Annotated in this window: 12 protein-coding genes and 1 pseudogene; 4 read left to right on the top strand and 9 right to left on the bottom strand. The window is 61.7% G+C overall.

Annotated elements, in window-relative coordinates; translation table 11 throughout:
- Positions 1–347 precede the first annotated feature (347 nt).
- Entirely contained in the window at positions 348–1,736 is a 1,389-nt protein-coding gene (locus J7U39_RS19250; protein WP_210629627.1) for a M20/M25/M40 family metallo-hydrolase, read from the bottom strand.
- Between the two features lie 211 nt (positions 1,737–1,947).
- On the opposite strand from J7U39_RS19250, the gene J7U39_RS19245 reads away from it, so the two are divergent.
- Positions 1,948–4,335, top strand: coding sequence for an EAL domain-containing protein (locus J7U39_RS19245; protein ID WP_210629626.1), 2,388 nt, complete (start codon positions 1,948–1,950; stop codon positions 4,333–4,335).
- Between the two features lie 6 nt (positions 4,336–4,341).
- Here the strand turns inward: J7U39_RS19245 and J7U39_RS19240 are convergent, their stop codons facing one another.
- Positions 4,342–4,758: a MarR family transcriptional regulator gene (locus J7U39_RS19240; RefSeq protein WP_011423544.1), complete on the bottom strand. Its 417-nt coding sequence runs from the start codon at positions 4,756–4,758 to the stop codon at positions 4,342–4,344.
- 404 nt (positions 4,759–5,162) lie between these two features.
- On the opposite strand from J7U39_RS19240, the gene polA reads away from it, so the two are divergent.
- Complete coding sequence (polA, locus tag J7U39_RS19235; RefSeq protein ID WP_210629625.1) at positions 5,163–8,162, top strand: DNA polymerase I; 3,000 nt, start codon at positions 5,163–5,165, stop codon at positions 8,160–8,162.
- 170 nt (positions 8,163–8,332) lie between these two features.
- Positions 8,333–10,702, top strand: a complete 2,370-nt coding sequence (locus tag J7U39_RS19230) for a DNA translocase FtsK (RefSeq protein WP_210629624.1) — start codon at positions 8,333–8,335, stop codon at positions 10,700–10,702.
- Positions 10,703–10,760: 58 nt separating this feature from the next.
- On the opposite strand, the gene J7U39_RS19225 is transcribed toward J7U39_RS19230, so the two are convergent.
- The 4 genes from J7U39_RS19225 to J7U39_RS19210 form a co-directional block, all read right to left on the bottom strand.
- Complete coding sequence (locus tag J7U39_RS19225) at positions 10,761–11,549, bottom strand: ABC transporter permease (RefSeq protein WP_210629623.1); 789 nt, start codon at positions 11,547–11,549, stop codon at positions 10,761–10,763.
- Between the two features lies 1 nt (position 11,550).
- Positions 11,551–12,720 (bottom strand): ABC transporter permease, encoded by a 1,170-nt coding sequence (locus J7U39_RS19220; RefSeq protein ID WP_210629622.1) that lies wholly within the window; start codon positions 12,718–12,720, stop codon positions 11,551–11,553.
- Positions 12,717–13,790 (bottom strand): ABC transporter ATP-binding protein, encoded by a 1,074-nt coding sequence (locus tag J7U39_RS19215; protein WP_210629621.1) that lies wholly within the window; start codon positions 13,788–13,790, stop codon positions 12,717–12,719. The genes J7U39_RS19220 and J7U39_RS19215 overlap by 4 nt, the downstream gene beginning before the upstream one ends.
- A 109-nt stretch (positions 13,791–13,899) precedes the next feature.
- Positions 13,900–14,949, bottom strand: a complete 1,050-nt coding sequence (locus J7U39_RS19210; protein ID WP_210629620.1) for an ABC transporter substrate-binding protein — start codon at positions 14,947–14,949, stop codon at positions 13,900–13,902.
- 122 nt (positions 14,950–15,071) lie between these two features.
- On the opposite strand from J7U39_RS19210, the gene J7U39_RS19205 reads away from it, so the two are divergent.
- On the top strand, positions 15,072–16,010 hold the full coding sequence (locus J7U39_RS19205) for a LysR substrate-binding domain-containing protein (RefSeq protein ID WP_247241697.1): 939 nt from the start codon (positions 15,072–15,074) through the stop codon (positions 16,008–16,010).
- Between the two features lie 50 nt (positions 16,011–16,060).
- On the opposite strand, the pseudogene J7U39_RS19200 reads toward J7U39_RS19205, so the two are convergent.
- From J7U39_RS19200 to J7U39_RS19190, 3 genes and pseudogenes are all read right to left on the bottom strand, one after another.
- Positions 16,061–16,563: pseudogene (locus J7U39_RS19200) on the bottom strand (GrpB family protein).
- 20 nt (positions 16,564–16,583) lie between these two features.
- Positions 16,584–17,180, bottom strand: coding sequence for a phosphonate metabolism protein/1,5-bisphosphokinase (PRPP-forming) PhnN (phnN, locus tag J7U39_RS19195; RefSeq protein WP_210629619.1), 597 nt, complete (start codon positions 17,178–17,180; stop codon positions 16,584–16,586).
- On the bottom strand, positions 17,177–18,316 hold the full coding sequence (locus tag J7U39_RS19190; RefSeq protein ID WP_210629618.1) for an alpha-D-ribose 1-methylphosphonate 5-triphosphate diphosphatase: 1,140 nt from the start codon (positions 18,314–18,316) through the stop codon (positions 17,177–17,179). The genes phnN and J7U39_RS19190 overlap by 4 nt, the downstream gene beginning before the upstream one ends.
- Between the last annotated feature and the right edge of the window lie 8 nt (positions 18,317–18,324).

The following is an 18,324-nucleotide window of genomic DNA, read 5'->3' as shown; positions in this document are numbered from 1 at the left end:
TTTCAGGCAGCACTCGGCTGCGTTTCCTTGGCATATGCCATCTGGAACAAAAGATAGAGCGATCGCCGGCATTTGTTAGGGCGTCATCATTCGCTTGTCTTTCAATGCTTTATAGATTGAGCGCGATGAACGTAGCTTGAACGGGGGAGATTTGTGCTCTCATGCTCGTCCCGGAAATCGGTTGCGTTCGAAGCGTTAACGCTCTGTTAACCTTGCGGCTGCAATCTGGCGTCAATACCTGCTTGCTCCTTGACCACGGATGAACTGGCACCGAGCCGAGCGGATGACGAAAGGCCGGGCGGCCGGCCTTTTGTTTTTGTTTTCCTGGTCAGGCACGCCATTGCCCTTCAGCCGGCCAGTGCCTGAAGGATACGCACCCAGGAGCGGATGCCCTTGTGATAGGAAACAAGCTCGTATTTCTCGTTCGGCGAATGGATGCGGTCGTCGCTGAGACCGAAACCGACGAGCAGTGATTCCATGCCGAGCATCTTCTGGAAATCGCCGACGATCGGGATCGAGCCGCCCATGCCGATGACGATGGCAGGTTTCGGCCATTCGTCGGAAAGCGCCGTCTTCGCCTTGGTCAGAACAGGCGAATCATAGGAGAGACGAATCGCCGGCGAGCCGCCATGCGGATGGAATTCCACCGAGCAGTCGGCCGGAATTTTCGACCTGACATAGCTGCGGAAAGCTTCGCGGATAGCAGCCGGATCCTGGGTACCGACGAGCCGGAACGAAACCTTTGCCGAGGCCTTGGCGGCGATGACCGTCTTGAAGCCTTCGCCGGTATATCCGCCCCAGATGCCGTTGACTTCGGCCGTCGGCCTTGCCCAGGTGAGTTCCAGCACCGACCGGCCCTTTTCGCCGGAGGGAATGGAAAGGCCGACTTCACCGAGGAAGCTCTCGGCCGTCTTGCCGAGCGTCTCCCATGACGCCTTGATGTTGTCGGGCGTTTCCTCGACGCCGTCGTAGAAACCGTCGAGCGTGATGCGGCCCGTCTCGTCATGCAGGCCGGCAAGCGCCTCGACGAGAATATGGATCGGATTGGCCGCAGCACCGCCGAAGAGGCCGGAATGCAGGTCGCGGTCGGCGGCCGTCACGACCACCTCCTCGCCGACGAGGCCGCGCAGTGCCGCGGCGATTGCCGGCGTATCGCGGTCCCACATGCCGGTATCGCAGACAAGCGCATAATCGGCCTTGAGTTCGGAGGCGTTTGCTTCGAGGAAAGGCTTCAAGGACGGTGAGCCCGATTCCTCCTCACCCTCGAACAGAATGGTGATGCGGCAGGGAAGTGCGCCGTTGATCTCCTTATAGGCGCGGCAGGCTTCGACGAAGGTCATCAACTGGCCCTTGTCGTCGGAGGTGCCGCGCCCGGTCAGGATCTTGCGGCCATCGCCGACATCCTTGATCGATGGCTCGAAGGGATCGTTTTCCCAGAGCTCGATCGGGTCGACCGGCTGCACGTCATAATGGCCGTAGAAAAGCACATGCGGCGCGTCGGCGGAAGCGCCGCCATGGTGGGCGACCACCATCGGATGGCCCGGAGTGTCACGCACCGAGGCGGTAAAGCCAAGGCCTTCGAGATAGGCGACCAGCCATTCGGCTGCCTTTCGGCATTCGGCCTTGTAGACGGGATCGGTGGAAATCGACTGGATGCGCAGAAGCTCGAACAGCTTTTCGAGGCTTGAGGAAAGGTTGTGATCCGCGCGCGCAAGCACCTGTTGTAGATCCGCCATTGTCGACTCCTTTTTGAAATTTGGCCGGACGATAGACCAAACGAGGAAGGCAGGCGAGGCGGAAAAGCAAAATGGGCGGCGCGAACGCGGCCATATCCGGATCGGGGTGCAAGAAGATTGCCGGTTAATATAGAAGAAGCTTCTAATTCAATTTACAGTTATTTAGTACAACCTAAATAATCTGACTGAATTCAGCTGTTCGGGGGGACGGATGTTTTCGGTCATTACATGTATTCGGGACGATCATGATTGGCGGCTGGTACTTGCGGCCGCCGCGGTTTGTCTGGTCGGCGCGATGGCAGCAATGCTGCCGCTTTCGCGCGCTCAAGAATGCGATGCCGGGCGCCGCAAGCTCTGGATCGGCGCCTCGGCTTTCGCCTTCGGCACCGGCGTATGGGCAACGCACTTCATCGCGATGCTGGCCTATGACGGCGGCATGCCGATCAGCTACCAACTGGGGCTGACGGCGCTTTCCTTCCTCCTGTCGGTTGCCGGTTCGTGGGCGGCGATCGTCGTCGCTTCGGAGAGCCGCGGCAGGTTTTCGCGCATCCGCGGCGGCGTCCTGATGGCGCTCGGCATCGCCTCGATGCACCTGACCGGTATGCAGGCGATCGAGACACAGGCGGTAATCGTCTATGATCCCTACATGACGCTGAGTGCGGTTCTGGCGGGGGCGCTGCTGTCGAGCGCTGCCTTCCACGCCTTCTTCCGGTGGAGGGGCCCGAGGCGGCTCCTCACCTCGTCCGTCACCTTCGTCCTTGCAATCTGCGCTCTCCACTTCATTTCGATGGCAAGCATCACGCTCGTGCCGGATCCCGGCAAAGAGGTTCCGGCGATGGTGCTCGATACCAGTCTGCTGGCGGCGATCGTGGTGGTAGCGGCGACCGCTCTCATTCTGACCGCTATCGCGGTGGTCTTTATCGAAAGCCATCTGACGGATCTGAGAGGGCTCGCCAATGCCTCACAGGAAGGATTGCTGATCCTGCGCGATGGCAGGATCATCGATGCCAATGAACGCTTCCAGGCTCTTTCCGGCTGGAAGCTTGCCGATCTTGCCGGCAAGGCGGCGTCCGCTGCCTTGACCGTCATCCAGGGGCAGAACAGGCCCGGCGAGACCTTGCTCAGCACCAGCAGCGGCAAGGAGATCGCCGTCGAAGTGAATACGAGCCGGATCGTCTATCGCGGTCACAATTGTGACGTGCTGGCGGTGCGCGATCTGACGGAGCGCAGGCAGGCCGAAGAGATGATAGAACATCTCGCCCACCACGATGTTCTGACCGATCTTCCCAACCGGTCGTTGTTCGATACGCGCATCCGCCAGGCGCTGCAGATGGCCGAACGAAAGAGCAGCAAGGTGGCTCTCTTCTACATCGATCTCGATCGGTTCAAGAGCGTCAACGATATTTTCGGCCATGCCGAGGGCGACCGAATTCTCCGCAAGGTCGCCTCGATTCTCCGTCGCGTCGCTGATGAAAGCGATACGATCGCCCGTCTCGGTGGCGATGAATTTGCCATCATCCAGCCCGCCGGACAGCAACCGGCGGCCGCACAGAAGCTCGCAGCCGCGATCCTCGACGAATTCGCCGCCGAGATGGATACGGCGCGCGACCCCACCGCCGTCGGCGTCAGCCTCGGCATCGCCCTTTACCCGGCCGACGGACGTGATGTCGACGAGATCTGCAACAATGCCGATATCGCACTCTATCGGGTCAAACACGGCGGCCGCGGAAAGGCCTGTTTCTTCGATGCGGAAATGGACGAGGCCACGCGAGCCCGCCGCCAAATCGAAAGCGAACTGCGCCACGCCATCACCCGCAATCAGATCCATGTCTGCTATCAGCCGATTTACGGTGCGCTTAGCGGCGAGATCAGCGGTTATGAGGCCTTGATGCGCTGGAACCGGCCGGGGCACGGCATCAGCGAGCCGGATGTCTTCATTCCAATCGCCGAGGAAAGCGGATCGATCGTCCAGCTCGGCGAATGGGTGCTGCGCGAGGCCTGTACAGAGGCTGCGCGCTGGCCGCATCCGCTGACGATCGCCGTCAATGTCTCGCCGGTGCAGTTCATGCTGCCGAACCTTTGCGAGCGGATCGAGGCAATCCTCGAGGAAACGGGGCTCGCGCCCGACCGGCTGGAAATCGAAATCACCGAAGCCGCTCTCATCCGTGACCGCGATCGGGTGATGGCCACGCTGCAGCGCCTGCGCAGTCTGGGTGTTCACATCGTCATGGACGACTTCGGCACCGGTTTTTCCTCGCTTTCCAACCTGCGAACCTTCCCGTTCGACAAGATCAAGGTCGACCGCAGCTTCACCGGCATGCTGGAACATGACGCTGCGTCACGTTCGATCGTGCGCGCAATCATCGGTCTCGGCCACAGCCTCGGCATGCCTGTCGTAACGGAGGGCGTCGAAACCGAGACGCAGCGCCAGATCGTCGTCGAAGAAGGCTGCGCCCAGGTACAGGGCTTTTTGCTCGGCAAGCCGGATATCGAGCCGAGCATCAAGCTCGCCGCCCGCAAAAGTCTTCTGTCCTCGACGGCCGACTCCGACGCGCTGTCAACACCGTGGCGGCGACCTACGCGTCTTGCCTGCGAGTAGTCCCGGTCAGAGCGCCTTGGCGTTTTCCAGCAGCCGGCGGATATATTCGAGCGTCAGCTCGCGCTCGAATCCGCGAAAGCCTTTGAACAGCGCCAGGTCCGCCTCACGCGCGGTCTCGATCGCCTCAGCCTCCATGGCACGGGCCTTCGGCGTCAGGAAAATCAGCTGCGCCCGCTTGTCGGACGGATGCGGCCGGCGTTCGATCAGCCCGTCGCGGACCATGCGCGAAAGCGTGTTGGCCATGGTCGCCTGCTCGATAGCAACTCGGTCGAGAAGCTGTTTCTGGGTCAGCCCATCCTCGGCCCAGAGTTCCAGCAGGATGGGAAACTGGCCGGGAGAGAAACCGAGCCCTACCGCGCGCTGGTGCAGCGAGCGGGCAAAACCCTTCGCCAGCTGGCTGGCAAGGTAAGCTCCCGAATCCATGCGGTTAAATCCCATGATTGCAAGTTAGGCTCAAAACCGTGCCGGAGACAATGCAGCAAATCGCAGAGGATGCTGCAAAAAATGTAAGCCGGAACTGCGCGGACCTGGAAAATAAAAGTCGCCATGACCTGGAGGTTGGCCATGGCGACTTTAAAATGGGGACAAAGGCCCGGAGAGGGGGATAAGGCCTTTGTCCAAGCCTGATGCGGCGGGGGACAAGCCGGTAATCAGACCCGCGACGCGATCAAGCGCCGGTGATATGGATTTGTGGCTACGAATGTGGTTTTTCAAGGGTCACGGTACGTTACAAATTGGTAACAGTTTGGTGAGCGGAAATCCGTTCCGCTCCTGGTGCACCGAACTTTATATGGACCTGGTTTCCTGCCCGCGCTATCCATGCACGCATGAAAAAAGGCGATCATCTCTTCCTAGTCGACGGTTCCGGCTTCATCTTCCGGGCGTTTCACGCATTGCCGCCGCTGACACGCAAGACCGACGGTCTGCCGGTCGGCGCCGTTTCCGGTTTCTGCAACATGCTGTGGAAGCTCTTGAGGGATGCGCGCAACACCGATGTCGGCGTAACGCCGACCCATCTTGCCGTCATTTTCGACTATTCCGCCAAGACCTTTCGTAAGGATCTCTATGACGCCTACAAGGCGAACCGCTCGGCCCCGCCGGAAGAGCTCATCCCGCAATTCGGCCTGATAAGAGAGGCGACCCGCGCCTTCAACCTGCCCTGCATCGAGACCGAAGGCTTCGAGGCCGACGATATCATCGCCACCTACGCCCGCCAGGCCGAGGCGGCGGGCGCCGATGTCACCATCGTTTCCTCCGACAAGGATCTGATGCAGCTCGTCACCTCAAATGTCCACATGTACGACAGCATGAAGGACAAGCAGATCGGCATTCCCGATGTCGTCGAGAAATGGGGCGTGCCGCCGGAAAAGATGATCGACCTGCAGGCGATGACCGGTGACTCCGTCGACAATGTTCCCGGCATTCCCGGCATCGGCCCGAAAACGGCTGCCCAGCTCCTTGAGGAATATGGCGATCTCGACACGCTGCTCGATCGCGCCACCGAGATCAAGCAGGTCAAACGCCGCGAGACGATCCTTGCCAATATCGAGATGGCGCGGCTTTCGCGCGAACTCGTGCGGCTGCGCACCGACGTGCCGCTTGATCTCGATCTCGACGCGCTGGTGCTGGAACCGCAGAATGGCCCGAAGCTCATCGGCTTCCTGAAGACGATGGAATTCACGTCGCTGACCCGACGCGTCGCCGAAGTCTGCGATTGCGATGCGAGCGCGATCGAACCGGCGGTCGTCCCTATCGAATGGGGTAAGGCGGCCCATGGTCCCGATCTCGATGCGGCCGAGCCGGAGCCCGTTGCCGGCGGCATCCCCGACGTTTCGGGCGAATCGGTGCCCGTGCCGCCGCGCGCGAAGGCAAAGAGCGGTGTCGAAGGCGCTTTTTCGCCGGCGGATCTAGCCAAAGCGCGGGCCGAGGCTTTTGCGGCGCTGCCTTTCGATCATTCGACCTATGAGACGATCCGCGATCTGGCGGCGCTCGACCGATGGATCGCCGATGCGCGCGACACCGGCCTCGTGGCTTTCGATACCGAGACCACGTCGCTGGATGCGATGCAGGCCGAGCTTGTCGGTTTTGCGATGGCGATCGCCGACAATGTCAGCGATCCCACTGGAACGAAGATTCGCGCCGCCTATGTGCCGCTTGCCCACAAGAACGGCGTCGGCGATCTGCTCGGCGGCGGCCTGGCCGACAACCAGATTCCCATGGGTGACGCCTTGCCGCGGCTGAAGGCATTGCTGGAGGACGAATCGGTCCTCAAGATCGCCCAGAACCTGAAATACGACTACCTCTTGATGAAGCGCTACGGCATCGAGACGAAGAGTTTCGACGACACGATGCTGATCTCGTATGTGCTCGACGCCGGCACCGGCGCTCACGGCATGGATCCGCTCTCGGAAAAATTCCTCGGCCATACGCCGATCCCCTACAAGGATGTGGCGGGCAGCGGCAAGGCGAACGTCACCTTCGATCTGGTCGATATCGACCGCGCCACCCATTATGCCGCTGAAGACGCCGACGTGACGCTGCGCCTGTGGCTGGTGTTGAAGCCGCGGCTGGCGGCGACGGGGCTGACCAGCGTCTACGAGCGGCTGGAGCGGCCGCTGCTGCCGGTGCTGGCGCGTATGGAAGCGCGCGGCATCACCGTCGACCGGCAGATCCTGTCGCGGCTGTCAGGCGAACTGGCTCAGGGTGCGGCGCGCCTGGAAGACGAGATCTACCAGCTCGCCGGCGAGCGTTTCAACATCGGTTCGCCGAAGCAGCTGGGCGACATCCTGTTCGGCAAGATGGGACTTGCCGGCGGCAGCAAGACGAAGACCGGACAATGGTCGACCTCCGCCTCAGTGCTCGAGGACCTCGCCGCCGCCGGTTTCGAGCTGCCGCGCAAGATCGTCGACTGGCGCCAGCTCACCAAGCTGAAATCCACCTATACCGACGCGCTTCCGGGCTATGTCCATCCGGAAACCAGGCGGGTCCACACCTCCTATTCGCTGGCTTCGACGACCACGGGGCGCCTGTCCTCGTCCGAACCGAACCTGCAGAACATTCCGGTGCGCACCGCAGAGGGCCGCAGGATCCGCACCGCCTTCATCTCGACGCCGGGTCACAAGCTGATCTCCGCCGACTACAGCCAGATCGAACTGCGGGTGCTCGCCCATGTGGCCGAGATCCCGCAGCTGACCAAGGCCTTCGAGGATGGCGTCGACATTCACGCCATGACGGCCTCGGAAATGTTCGGCGTGCCGGTCGAAGGCATGCCGGGTGAGGTGCGCCGCCGCGCCAAGGCGATCAATTTCGGCATCATCTACGGCATCTCCGCTTTCGGCCTCGCCAACCAGCTTTCGATCGAGCGCTCGGAAGCCGGCGACTACATCAAGAAATATTTCGAGCGCTTCCCCGGCATCCGCGACTATATGGAAAGCCGCAAGGCGATGGCCCGCGACAAGGGTTATGTCGAAACGATCTTCGGCCGCCGCATCAACTATCCCGAAATCCGCTCCTCCAACCCTTCGGTGCGCGCCTTCAACGAACGGGCGGCGATCAACGCGCCGATCCAGGGCTCTGCTGCCGACGTCATCCGCCGGGCGATGATCAAGATGGAGCCGGCGCTGGCCGAAGCCGGTCTTGCCGAGCGTGTGCGCATGCTGCTGCAGGTGCATGACGAGCTGATTTTCGAGGTCGAGGACGAGGACGTCGAAAAGGCGATGCCGGTCATTGTCTCCGTCATGGAAAACGCCACGATGCCGGCGCTCGAAATGCGCGTGCCGCTCAAGGTCGATGCTCGCGCCGCCAGCAATTGGGACGAGGCGCATTAACCGCCTCCCCAAAACGAAAAAGATTTTTCCGCTTCCCCTAACTTATTGAATTCACGACGATGTGCTTTCCTGGTTCGTATCGGAACGATACGGCTGGAAGGAACTTATTAACCTTCCTTTTCTATCCCGGTAGGGTCGTAATTTGTTAGGCATGAGTGAGTAGCGGACGCATGCGTTTTCCCAGAACCAATTTGACGGATGCCGCAGATTTTTCCAGCGGCATTGAAACGGAGCTTCCGGAGGAAAATCCAGGCGAGAGGCCGCCGGCGCCGATCTGGCAGAGCAACTTCTCGCTCGCGCCGAATGTTCGCTTCACCCGCACGCCCGAAACGCTGATCAGCCGCCGCCGCCCGTCGAACGACCCCGTTCGCAGCGAACCGGAAGCGGAACAGCAGGCGATACGGATAGAACCGGTCACGCTAGAGGTGCCCTTCGATATCTACCTGCCGGAGCCCGCTGAAGCTGCCGCAGCACCGGCTCAGGCGACCGAGACGCCGCAGCCGCCGGCCGCCGCGCTGGAGGCTCCTACCCTGCGCGTCGCTTCCGAACTGTCTTCGATTTCCGATTTTGCCTTCTGGGAAGTCATGGCCTTCGAGGAGGGCGAACCGGTGCGCGCGCCCTCGATCATTCTTCCGAAGATCGAGACCGCACCCGAATCAATTACCTCGCTGTTTCGCATCATGGAATGGCGCCCGGGCGCGCCGAAGCCCACTCAGGCGGCGTCCCGACCGGTCCAGCCGCCGGCTGCAGCGCCCGCGCCGATAGCTCCGCGCCCGCCGGCGGCCATTTCCCTGGAAAGGCCCGTCCGTACCCGCGAGGCGGCGACTGCACCGGCGCCGCAGGCCGCGCCCCAGACTGCGCCGATGCCTCAGGTCACGCCGGTGCCTCAGGCCGCCCCAGAGTCTCAGGCTGCCCTCGTGCCCCAGGCCGCCCCCGTGTCTCGGCCTACGCCCCCGGTCGCCGCAGTCCTGCCGTCGCCGCGCCTTGCGGCGAGGCCTGAAAAGATCGATGCATCGGGTTATGAATTCCCGCCGCGCGCTCTTTTGCAGGAGCCGCCTGAACGTCTCGGCGAGATCATGTCGCAGGAGACGCTGGAGCAGAATGCCGGCCTTCTGGAAAGCGTGCTTGAGGATTTCGGCATCAAGGGAGAGATCATTCATGTCCGCCCCGGCCCCGTCGTCACCCTTTATGAATTCGAACCGGCGCCCGGCGTGAAGTCGTCGCGGGTCATCGGCCTGGCCGATGATATCGCCCGCTCGATGTCGGCGCTGTCGGCTCGCGTCGCCGTCGTTCCCGGCCGCAACGTCATCGGCATCGAGCTGCCGAATGTCACCCGTGAAACAGTTTATTTCCGCGAGATGATCGAGAGCCAGGATTTCGACAAGAGCGGCTATAAGCTGGCGCTCGGACTCGGCAAGACCATCGGCGGTGAGCCTGTGATCGCCGAGCTCGCGAAGATGCCGCACCTGCTCGTCGCCGGCACCACCGGCTCGGGCAAATCGGTCGCCATCAACACGATGATCCTGTCGCTGCTCTACCGCATGACGCCGGAGCAATGCAGACTGATCATGGTCGACCCGAAGATGCTTGAGCTTTCCGTCTATGACGGCATTCCGCATCTGCTGACGCCCGTCGTCACCGATCCGAAGAAGGCGGTCATGGCGCTGAAATGGGCCGTGCGCGAAATGGAGGAGCGTTATCGCAAGATGTCGCGCCTCGGCGTGCGCAACATCGACGGTTACAATGGCCGCGTCTCCCAGGCGCGCGAAAAGGGCGAGACCATCCACATCATGGTCCAGGTCGGCTTCGACCGGCAGACCGGCGCGCCGATCGAGGAAAGCCAAGAGCTGGATCTTGCGCCGATGCCCTATATCGTCGTGATCGTCGACGAAATGGCCGATCTGATGATGGTCGCCGGCAAAGAGATCGAGGGCGCGATCCAGCGTCTGGCGCAGATGGCGCGTGCCGCGGGCATTCATCTGATCATGGCGACCCAGCGCCCGTCGGTCGATGTCATCACCGGCACGATCAAGGCGAATTTCCCGACCCGCATCTCCTTCCAGGTCACCTCGAAGATCGACAGCCGCACCATCCTCGGCGAGCAGGGCGCCGAACAGCTGCTCGGCCAGGGCGACATGCTGCATATGCAGGGCGGCGGACGCATCGCCCGCGTCCACGGTCCCTTCGTCTCCGATGCCGAAGTGGAGAAAGTCGTTGCGCACCTGAAGACGCAGGGGCGCCCCGAATATCTCGACACCGTGACGGCCGACGAGGAGGAAGAGCCGGAAGAGGAAGACGCCGGCGCCGTTTTCGACAAGAGCGCCATGGCTTCGGAGGATGGCAATGAGCTTTACGAGCAGGCCGTCAAGGTCGTCATGCGCGACAAGAAGTGCTCGACCTCCTATATCCAGCGCCGCCTCGGCATCGGTTACAACAGAGCCGCTTCGCTCGTCGAGCGCATGGAGAAGGAAGGTCTCGTCGGCCCAGCAAACCATGTCGGCAAGCGCGAGATCGTTTCCGGACGGAGCGAGGGCGATTGATCGGCATGAGCAGCGCCATCACGGCTCGACGTGAGGCGCTGCACTCCATAGCCCCGGATCATCCCACGATTGTGGAACGGGCGGCGCGTTTGTGCACGACGGCCAGCAGGCCTCCGAGAAAGACCGTTCCGAGGATGAAGAGAAATGCCGCAGCGACGATGGCCGGGCTGATGTTTTCGCGAATCGACGAGAACATCTGGCGCGCGAGCGTCAACTGATTTGGGCCGGCAACAAACAATGTCAGCACGACTTCATCAAGCGAGGTGGCAAAAGCAAGCACCGCGCCCGACAGCACGCCCGGCATGGCGAGCGGCAGCGTCACTTTCCAGAAGACCTTTGCCGGGGAAGCCCCCAGGCTCGTCGCCGCCCGCTCGACACGATAGTCGATACCTTCAAGCGATGCGGTAATGCTGATCAGCACGAAGGGGACGGCGACAACGGTATGCGCTATGATGACGGCCGCAAAGGTATTCGGAAATCCGAGCTTGGCAAATAGGATTTGAAGCCCGACGCCGAGCACGACCGCTGGAACGACCATCGGCAGAAGGAACATTGTCCGCAGCGTTGAGCCGAAGACAATGCGCCTGCGCAGCGCAAGCGAGGCCAGCATGCCGAGCACGGTTGAAAGCAGAGTGGTCCCCGTACCGATCAGCAGGCTGTTGACGATGGACCGGCGCCAGGCGTCCTCGTTTGCGAGTTCCGCAAACCAGCGGGTCGAAAAAGAAGGGATGGGATAGGCCAGGAAACTGCTGGAGGTAAATGCGATCGGAAGGATCGCCAAAAGCGGGGCCAGCAGAAAAATCACCGTTGCCGCGCCGTACAGAGATTTAAGCAAACGAACTATCATGTCATGCACCTGCCGTCTTCGTCGTGAGCCGGCCATAGACGCCATAGAGCACGATGGTCGCGGCAAGCAGCACGATACCGAGCGCGCCGGCCATGCCCCAATTGGCGGAGCCGGTGGCGTAGAAGGCAATCACCGAACTGATCATCTGGTCTTTCGGCCCGCCGATGAGCGCCGGCGTGATGTAATAACCGAGTGCTGCCATGAAAACGAGCAGCCCGCCGGAAGCGATACCGCGCAATGTCAGAGGCAACAGGATATGCAGGAAGGCCCGGATCGGTCTCGCACCGAGGGAGGCTGCCGCCGGCATGAGATTTCGAGGGATTGCGATGAGGACACTGTAGATCGGGAGGACCATGAAGGGCAGCAGAACATGCGTCATGGCGATAATGACACCCGTTCGGTTGAAGAGAAGTGGCAACGCGTCGCTGACGAGGCCGAGCGACAGGAGGGAGGAGTTGATAAGCCCCTTGTCCTGCAGGAGAATGTACCACGCCGCGGTGCGCACCAGCAGCGATGTCCATAGCGGCAGGAGCACCGCGGCAAGGAGAAGCTGTCGCCGCCAGCCACTGGTGGCTGCGACCAGCATCGCATATGGCAGGCCGGTCAGGCATGTCGCCAAGGTCACGACGGCAGCCACACCGAAAGTTCTTAGAAGAATCGCCTGATTGGCCGACTCTCCATCCGGCATCGCCACGATCGCTCCCGATGTGTCGTGCTGAAGATCAACCGCGGCAAGGAGATTGCGATCGGTATAAGGATTGGTCGCCTCGGCGATCGCTCTCCAGAACGCAGCATCGTTCCATCGCGCGTCCACCTCGCCGAGGGTTGCCGCCCCAGCGCCGTCTTTCACCGCGGCGACGGTCTTTCTCATCAGAGTGCGGAAGCCCGGCTGGGCGCTGTTCAGTCTTCGGACCACCTCGCCCAGCTTCTGATCGTCGTCGATCGATTTCAGGTCGTCGACAAGCGCTGTCTGCATGTCGTCGGAGGGTGGGGAAATACGGTTCCAGGTTGAGGCCGCGGCGGTCGTCCGGGGCAGGTTTTGGCTGACGACAGGATCGGACACCGCCTGCTCGAGCACTGTCAGAAGTGGCCACATGAAGAAGACACCCAGGAACAGGGTAAGAGGAAGGACGAGGGCGAGGCTGCCCACGCTTTGACGGAAAGCGCTCATGCCGCAATCACCCAGCAATCGTCCGGTGCGAAATGCGCCACCACTTCGGCGCCGGCTGGCCACTCCACCGATCGCCTGTCGGTCCGAACCACGAAGCGGAAGGCATCGTGGTCAAGCTGTACCCGCAAGTGATCGCCCTGGTATACGCTGTCGAGTATTTTCGTCGGCAAGGCATTCATCGCAGAGCCGGTGCCGCGGGCCATAAGAGAAATCCGCTCGGGGCGGACCGAAATATGGACGCGGCTTCCGACCGAGAGGGAGCCGTTGCCGGATACCATCACATGCCGTCCATCGGCGATCTCGATGGAAGCCCCGGCTGCTCCCGTCGTCTTCACCGTTCCTTCTATCAGATTGGTTTCGCCGATGAATTCGGCGACGACGCGTGTTTGCGGGCGGTCATAGATATCACGCGGCGAACCGATCTGCTCAATGTTCCCATGGTCGAAGACCGCAATGCGATCGGACATGGTAAGCGCCTCGGCCTGATCGTGGGTTACGAACACCACGGTCAGCTCCAGACGTTTGTGGAGTGCGCGGATATCGAGTTGCATCTGTTCCCGCAACTGCTTGTCAAGCGCACCAAGTGGCTCGTCCATCAGCACGACGGCCGGCTCGAACACCAGGGCGCGGGCAAGTGCCACGCGCTGCTGCTGGCCACCGGAGAGCTGGGCCGGCTTGCGGCTGCTCATTGCAGACAGCTGCACCATGTCGAGCGCTCGTTTTACGCGATCCTCGATCTCACTGCGGCCGGTACCGCGCATCTTCAGCGGAAAGGCGATGTTGTCGGCGACCGACATATGCGGAAAGAGTGCATAATTCTGGAAAACGACACCCATTTCGCGCCGATGCGGCGGCAGATGGTCGATACGGCGGCCGTCGAGACAGATGCTGCCGCCGGTTGGGTTTTCGAAACCCGCCGCCATCATCAGCAAGGTTGTCTTGCCGGAACCCGAAGGTCCGAGAAGGCTGACGAATTCGCCTCTCTCGATGTCGAGCGACAGGTCTTTGACGACCTGAAGCGTGCCATAGGATTTGGAGACTCTATCAAAGCGTATGCGCGGCGTAGCCAAGGCGGCCCTCCGTTCGGATTATCGGTTCTCAAGGAGACGAAGTGACGAGGATGTGCGGAAGCCCCCATGGATCCTCGGCACGAGCGATCCGTGGGGCGATATTGTGCCGCTACTGTGCCAACCAGGCGTCGAATCTTTTGGTCAGCGCTTCCGAATTGTCGATCCAGAAGTCTGTATCGAGGCTGACGGCACCCTGCATGTTGGCCGGGGTCGTCGGCAGGTCCGCCAGTTGGTCGGGCGGCAGGGTCTTGCCGGCTTCTGTGTTCGTAAGACCGTAGGCGATATATTGCGGCAGTTTGGCCTGATTTTCCGACTTGCTGGCGAAGGCAACGAAGTCAAAGGCCGCATCCTTGTTTTCGGCACCCTTAAGGACGACCCAGCTGTCCACGGCGTAGATGCTGCCCGGCCAGACAACCTTGAACTTCCTGCCTTCCGAGCGGTTGATGCCGGTGATGCGGCCGTTATAGGCGCTGGTCATGGCAACCTCGCCGGAGGCAAGCAGTTGCAGCGGCTGGGCGCCCGAGGTCCACCAGACGAGGCTCGGCTTCAAGGCGTCGAGCTTGGCGAAGGCGCGGTCGACGCCTGCCGATGTCGCCAGGACCTCGTAAACCTGATCTGCCGGCACGCCATCGGCCATCAGCGCGGATTCGAGCGTGTATTTCGGCCCCTTGCGCAGCGCACGCTTGCCCGGAAATTTCTTCACATCCCAGAAATCGACCCAGGATTCCGGGCCCTTGGCAATCTTTGCGCCGTCATAGGCGATTGCTGTCGACCAAACGATGGAGCCGACGCCGCAATCGCTGACGGCGGATGGGAGGAATGCATCCTTGCCGCCGAGCTTGCTCCAGTCCACCTTTTCAAAAAGACCGTCTGCACAGCCGAGCGCAAGCTCGTCTGCCTCGACCTCCACGGCGTCCCAGGAAGGATTGCCAGCTTTGGCCTTCGCTTGAAGTACACCGATACCGCCATCCCAGGCCTCATCGAGCAAGGGCTTGCCGGTGACTTCAGAAAAGGGTTGGAAAAAAATCTTTCGTTGAGCATCCTGAAAGTTCCCACCCCAGGAAGCTATGGTGAGGTCCCTGGCCACGCTCGGCCCGGCAGCGACTGCCAATGACAGCAGTCCCAGAGCTGCAATCGTAGACCTGTTCTTGAGTTTCATTCGCTTCCCTTGTTTGTTGAGCGTCTCAGACGCCTGGTTGACAGCCACGATCTTCTGAATCGTTGGCGATCTCGTCAGCCGCGCCTGTGGGATAAGCAAAGCCCGGCTGCAGCAGGCTTGCCATGTGTCATCTCCAAGAGGCGGACGGTTTTGCTAGGGACAATGCTGGCGGATGTCCCAAGGGGCGGAAAGGCGCTTTTTGTTGCAGGGCCGCGGACGATCTCAATCTCAGCCACACCGTCATATCCCGTCACGTCCGTAACCTCGAAGCCTGGCTTGGCACACGGCTTGTCGATGCCGGACCGCGCGGCATCAGGCTCACGGCGGAAGGCCGGATTTTTGCCGAGACCGTGGGGATCGCTTTCGACCTCATTGCCAAGTCGACGGCGGAATTGCGCCCAGCGGTCAACCGCACCGTGTTGCGCATCTGGTGCGTGCCGGGCCTCGCAACGCGTTGGCTGACGCCGCGCTTCAATCAGCTCCAGCTTGCCTTGCCCGGAATCGATTTCGTGATGCGCGCAACCGATCTGGAACCGGATTTCACGCGTTATGAGGCCGATGTGGACATTCGCTACTCTGACGAGCCAAGAGGAAATGTCCGCTGGATCTTGCTGGAGAGGCCCCGCATGTTTCCGGTTACAAGCCCCGAATGGATCAGCAGGAACGCCCCAATACGCACTCTCGATGATCTGGTGTGCCAGCCGTTGATCCATGAGGAAAGCCGCGACCAATGGCGCCAATGGTTCCACAAGGCCGGCTTCGAGCATGAAGTCGTTTTGAATGGTCCGCGCCTCTGGTCGGCCAATCTGACGGTCGATGCGGCGGTCGCGGGCCAAGGAATAGCGCTTGCGACGCGTTTGATCGCTGCGGATGACCTGCGCGCTGGGCGGCTGGTCGAATTGCTCGAAACGGATGTTCGGCTCGGCGGCTACTATTTCGTCGGATCGCGAGAACGCTGGAATGAAGTGACCTTGGCGCGGTTCCGCGCATGGATGCAACAGTCAATCGCTGAAACTATTGGCGGTCATTCGTCTGATGAAACCAGCAAGCCGGGGCGATAGGAGGGGGTGGAACACGCTTTCCTCGTTTGAAAAAGGGCGCACAGCCGATCTCACGCTCCCGATATGGCCAGCCGCACCGTCTCACTGACGAACCCGGTCTTCCCGCCGGTGTAGAAATCCCAGTCGCCGCCTGCCGCCACAGCCAGCCGGCGTTTCAGCTCGGCATAGGCCGGGCTCTTTCCGGGTGCTCCCTGAGATAGTCGCGAAACAGGATGCGCTCGCGGTGCGCGCGATTATCGGCTCCGCAGAGATAGAGCTTGAATCCGTAACCCGGGTGATCCCGGGTGAAGGCCCAGCGTTTCTCTCCCCGATCGCCGTGGAAGACGAAAGCGGCCGCGCGCATCGCATCGATCGCCGTCGGTAGAGCGTCGTCGGAGATCGTGACGATATCGAGGTCGATCTTCGGCTTGGCGGCCAGGCCGGGAACCGACGTACTGCCGATATGATCGATGGAAAGCACGAGATTGCCGAGCAGGATGGAGATCTCGGCGCTGATTTCGGCAAAGAGCCGCGGCCAGGACGGGTTGTAGTCGACCACTTTGACGGCGCGCATGCCCTTCCTCGCGATTGTCGTCAGCGCACTTCGGCCAACAATCCGTCCAGGATCGCGATCATCTTCTGCTCAGCTTCTTCGAGCGAGCCGCTATTGTCGAGCTCCGTGACGTCGTAGTCGCCACGCACGGTCAGCGGCCCGCGGGCGAGCCTGGCCATGATGTCCTCATGTGTCTCGCGGCCGCGCGCTTCCAGCCGGCTGGCGAGCACTTCGGGACGGGCCGTGACGTTGATGACCTTCAGCCGCGGGAAAGCGGCTTGGAAGCGGTGAAGCGCCGAGCGCGAGCCGTTGGCAACGACGACGTGGCCTCGCGACAGCGCCACCGAGACTTCGGCCGGAATGCCGTATTTCAGGCCATGCGCTTCCCACCAGACGGCGAAGGAGCCTGACTGCTCCATGGCGGCAAAGCCTTGGAGAGAGACGGAAAGATGATCCTCGCCGCCGGCGTCACGGTGGCGGGTGATGACGCGGCGGGCGAAATGCACATTGTCGCGGCCGGCAAAACGTCGCGCAGCGAGGTTCATCAGCGTGTCCTTGCCGGCGCCGCTCGGCCCAACGACGACGACCATGATGCCCCGTTCGGCTCCGGCTGCTGCATGTGGTTCGTGCGGGGTCATGCGACACGGCGTCCCTGGCGCCAGACGGAGCGTGTGACCGGCACGCCGTGCGAACGGTGGACACGGACGAGATCGGCGCGCAGCCCGGTCGCGATCCGGCCGCGATCGTCGAGGCTGACCGTGCGGGCGGGCGTCGATGTCACCATCGCGATCGCTTTCGGAAGGGTGATGCTCTCCACCTCGTCGGCGAGGATGAAGGGTGCATGCAGCAGGCTGAGCGGCACGTAGTCGGAGGACAACACGTCGAGCACGCCCATTTCGGCGAGATCGCGGGCGGCGATGTTGCCGGAATGGGATTTGCCGCGCACGATATTCGGTGCGCCCATCAGCACGCTCATGCCGTGCTCGTGCGATGCCCGGGCGGCATCGAAGCTGGTCGGAAACTCGGCGAGGCGCACGCCATTGTCGATCGCCTCGTCGACATGAGAGAGCGTGGCGTCGTCATGGCTTGCGACCGTGATGCCGCGCTCGGCGCAGACCTTGGCGATGGCATTGCGATGAGGCGTCGAATTGCGCGCCGATTCCGCCTGGCGCTTGGCGACGAAACGGGCAAAAGCCTCATCGCTCAGGCCCCGCTTCTTCTGGTAGTAGAAGATATACTGATCCATCGTCTGGAACTGCCGCTGGCCGGGCGCGTGATCCATCAGCGAGACGAGCCGCACATGCGGATCCTTTTCGAAATCGGCGAAATGTTCGAGCACGTTGTCGGCCGAGACCTCGCAGCGCAGGTGCAGGAGGTGCTCCGCGCGCAGCCTGCCTTCCTTCTCCGCCGATTGGATGGCGTCGGCCATCTCGCGCATCTCGCCATGTTCGAAGCCGCCGTCCTCGTCCGCGCCCATGCGCAGGCAGTCGAAGACCGTGGTGATGCCCGATGTGACGATCTGGGCGTCATGCGCCTGGACGGCAGCCGTCTTGTGCCAGCGGATGCCCGGACGTGGCTGATAATGGCCTTCGAGATGGTCAGTATGCAGCTCGACAAGGCCGGGAATGACGTAGTCGCCCTCGAAATCTTCGCCGGCTACCGAATTGCCTTCGGAGATATCGACGATCTTGCCGTCGCGGATGAGGATCGATCCTGAAAGGACGTCCTCCTCGAGAACGATGCGGGCGTTGGAAAAGACGGTCTCTTTGCTCATATCGTCAG

It is taken from the genome of Rhizobium sp. NLR16a, from assembly GCF_017948245.1.
In the GTDB taxonomy this organism is placed as follows: domain Bacteria; phylum Pseudomonadota; class Alphaproteobacteria; order Rhizobiales; family Rhizobiaceae; genus Rhizobium.
The sequence above is the reverse complement of the archived record's forward strand: the minus strand, read 5'-3'. Positions and strand labels throughout refer to the sequence as shown.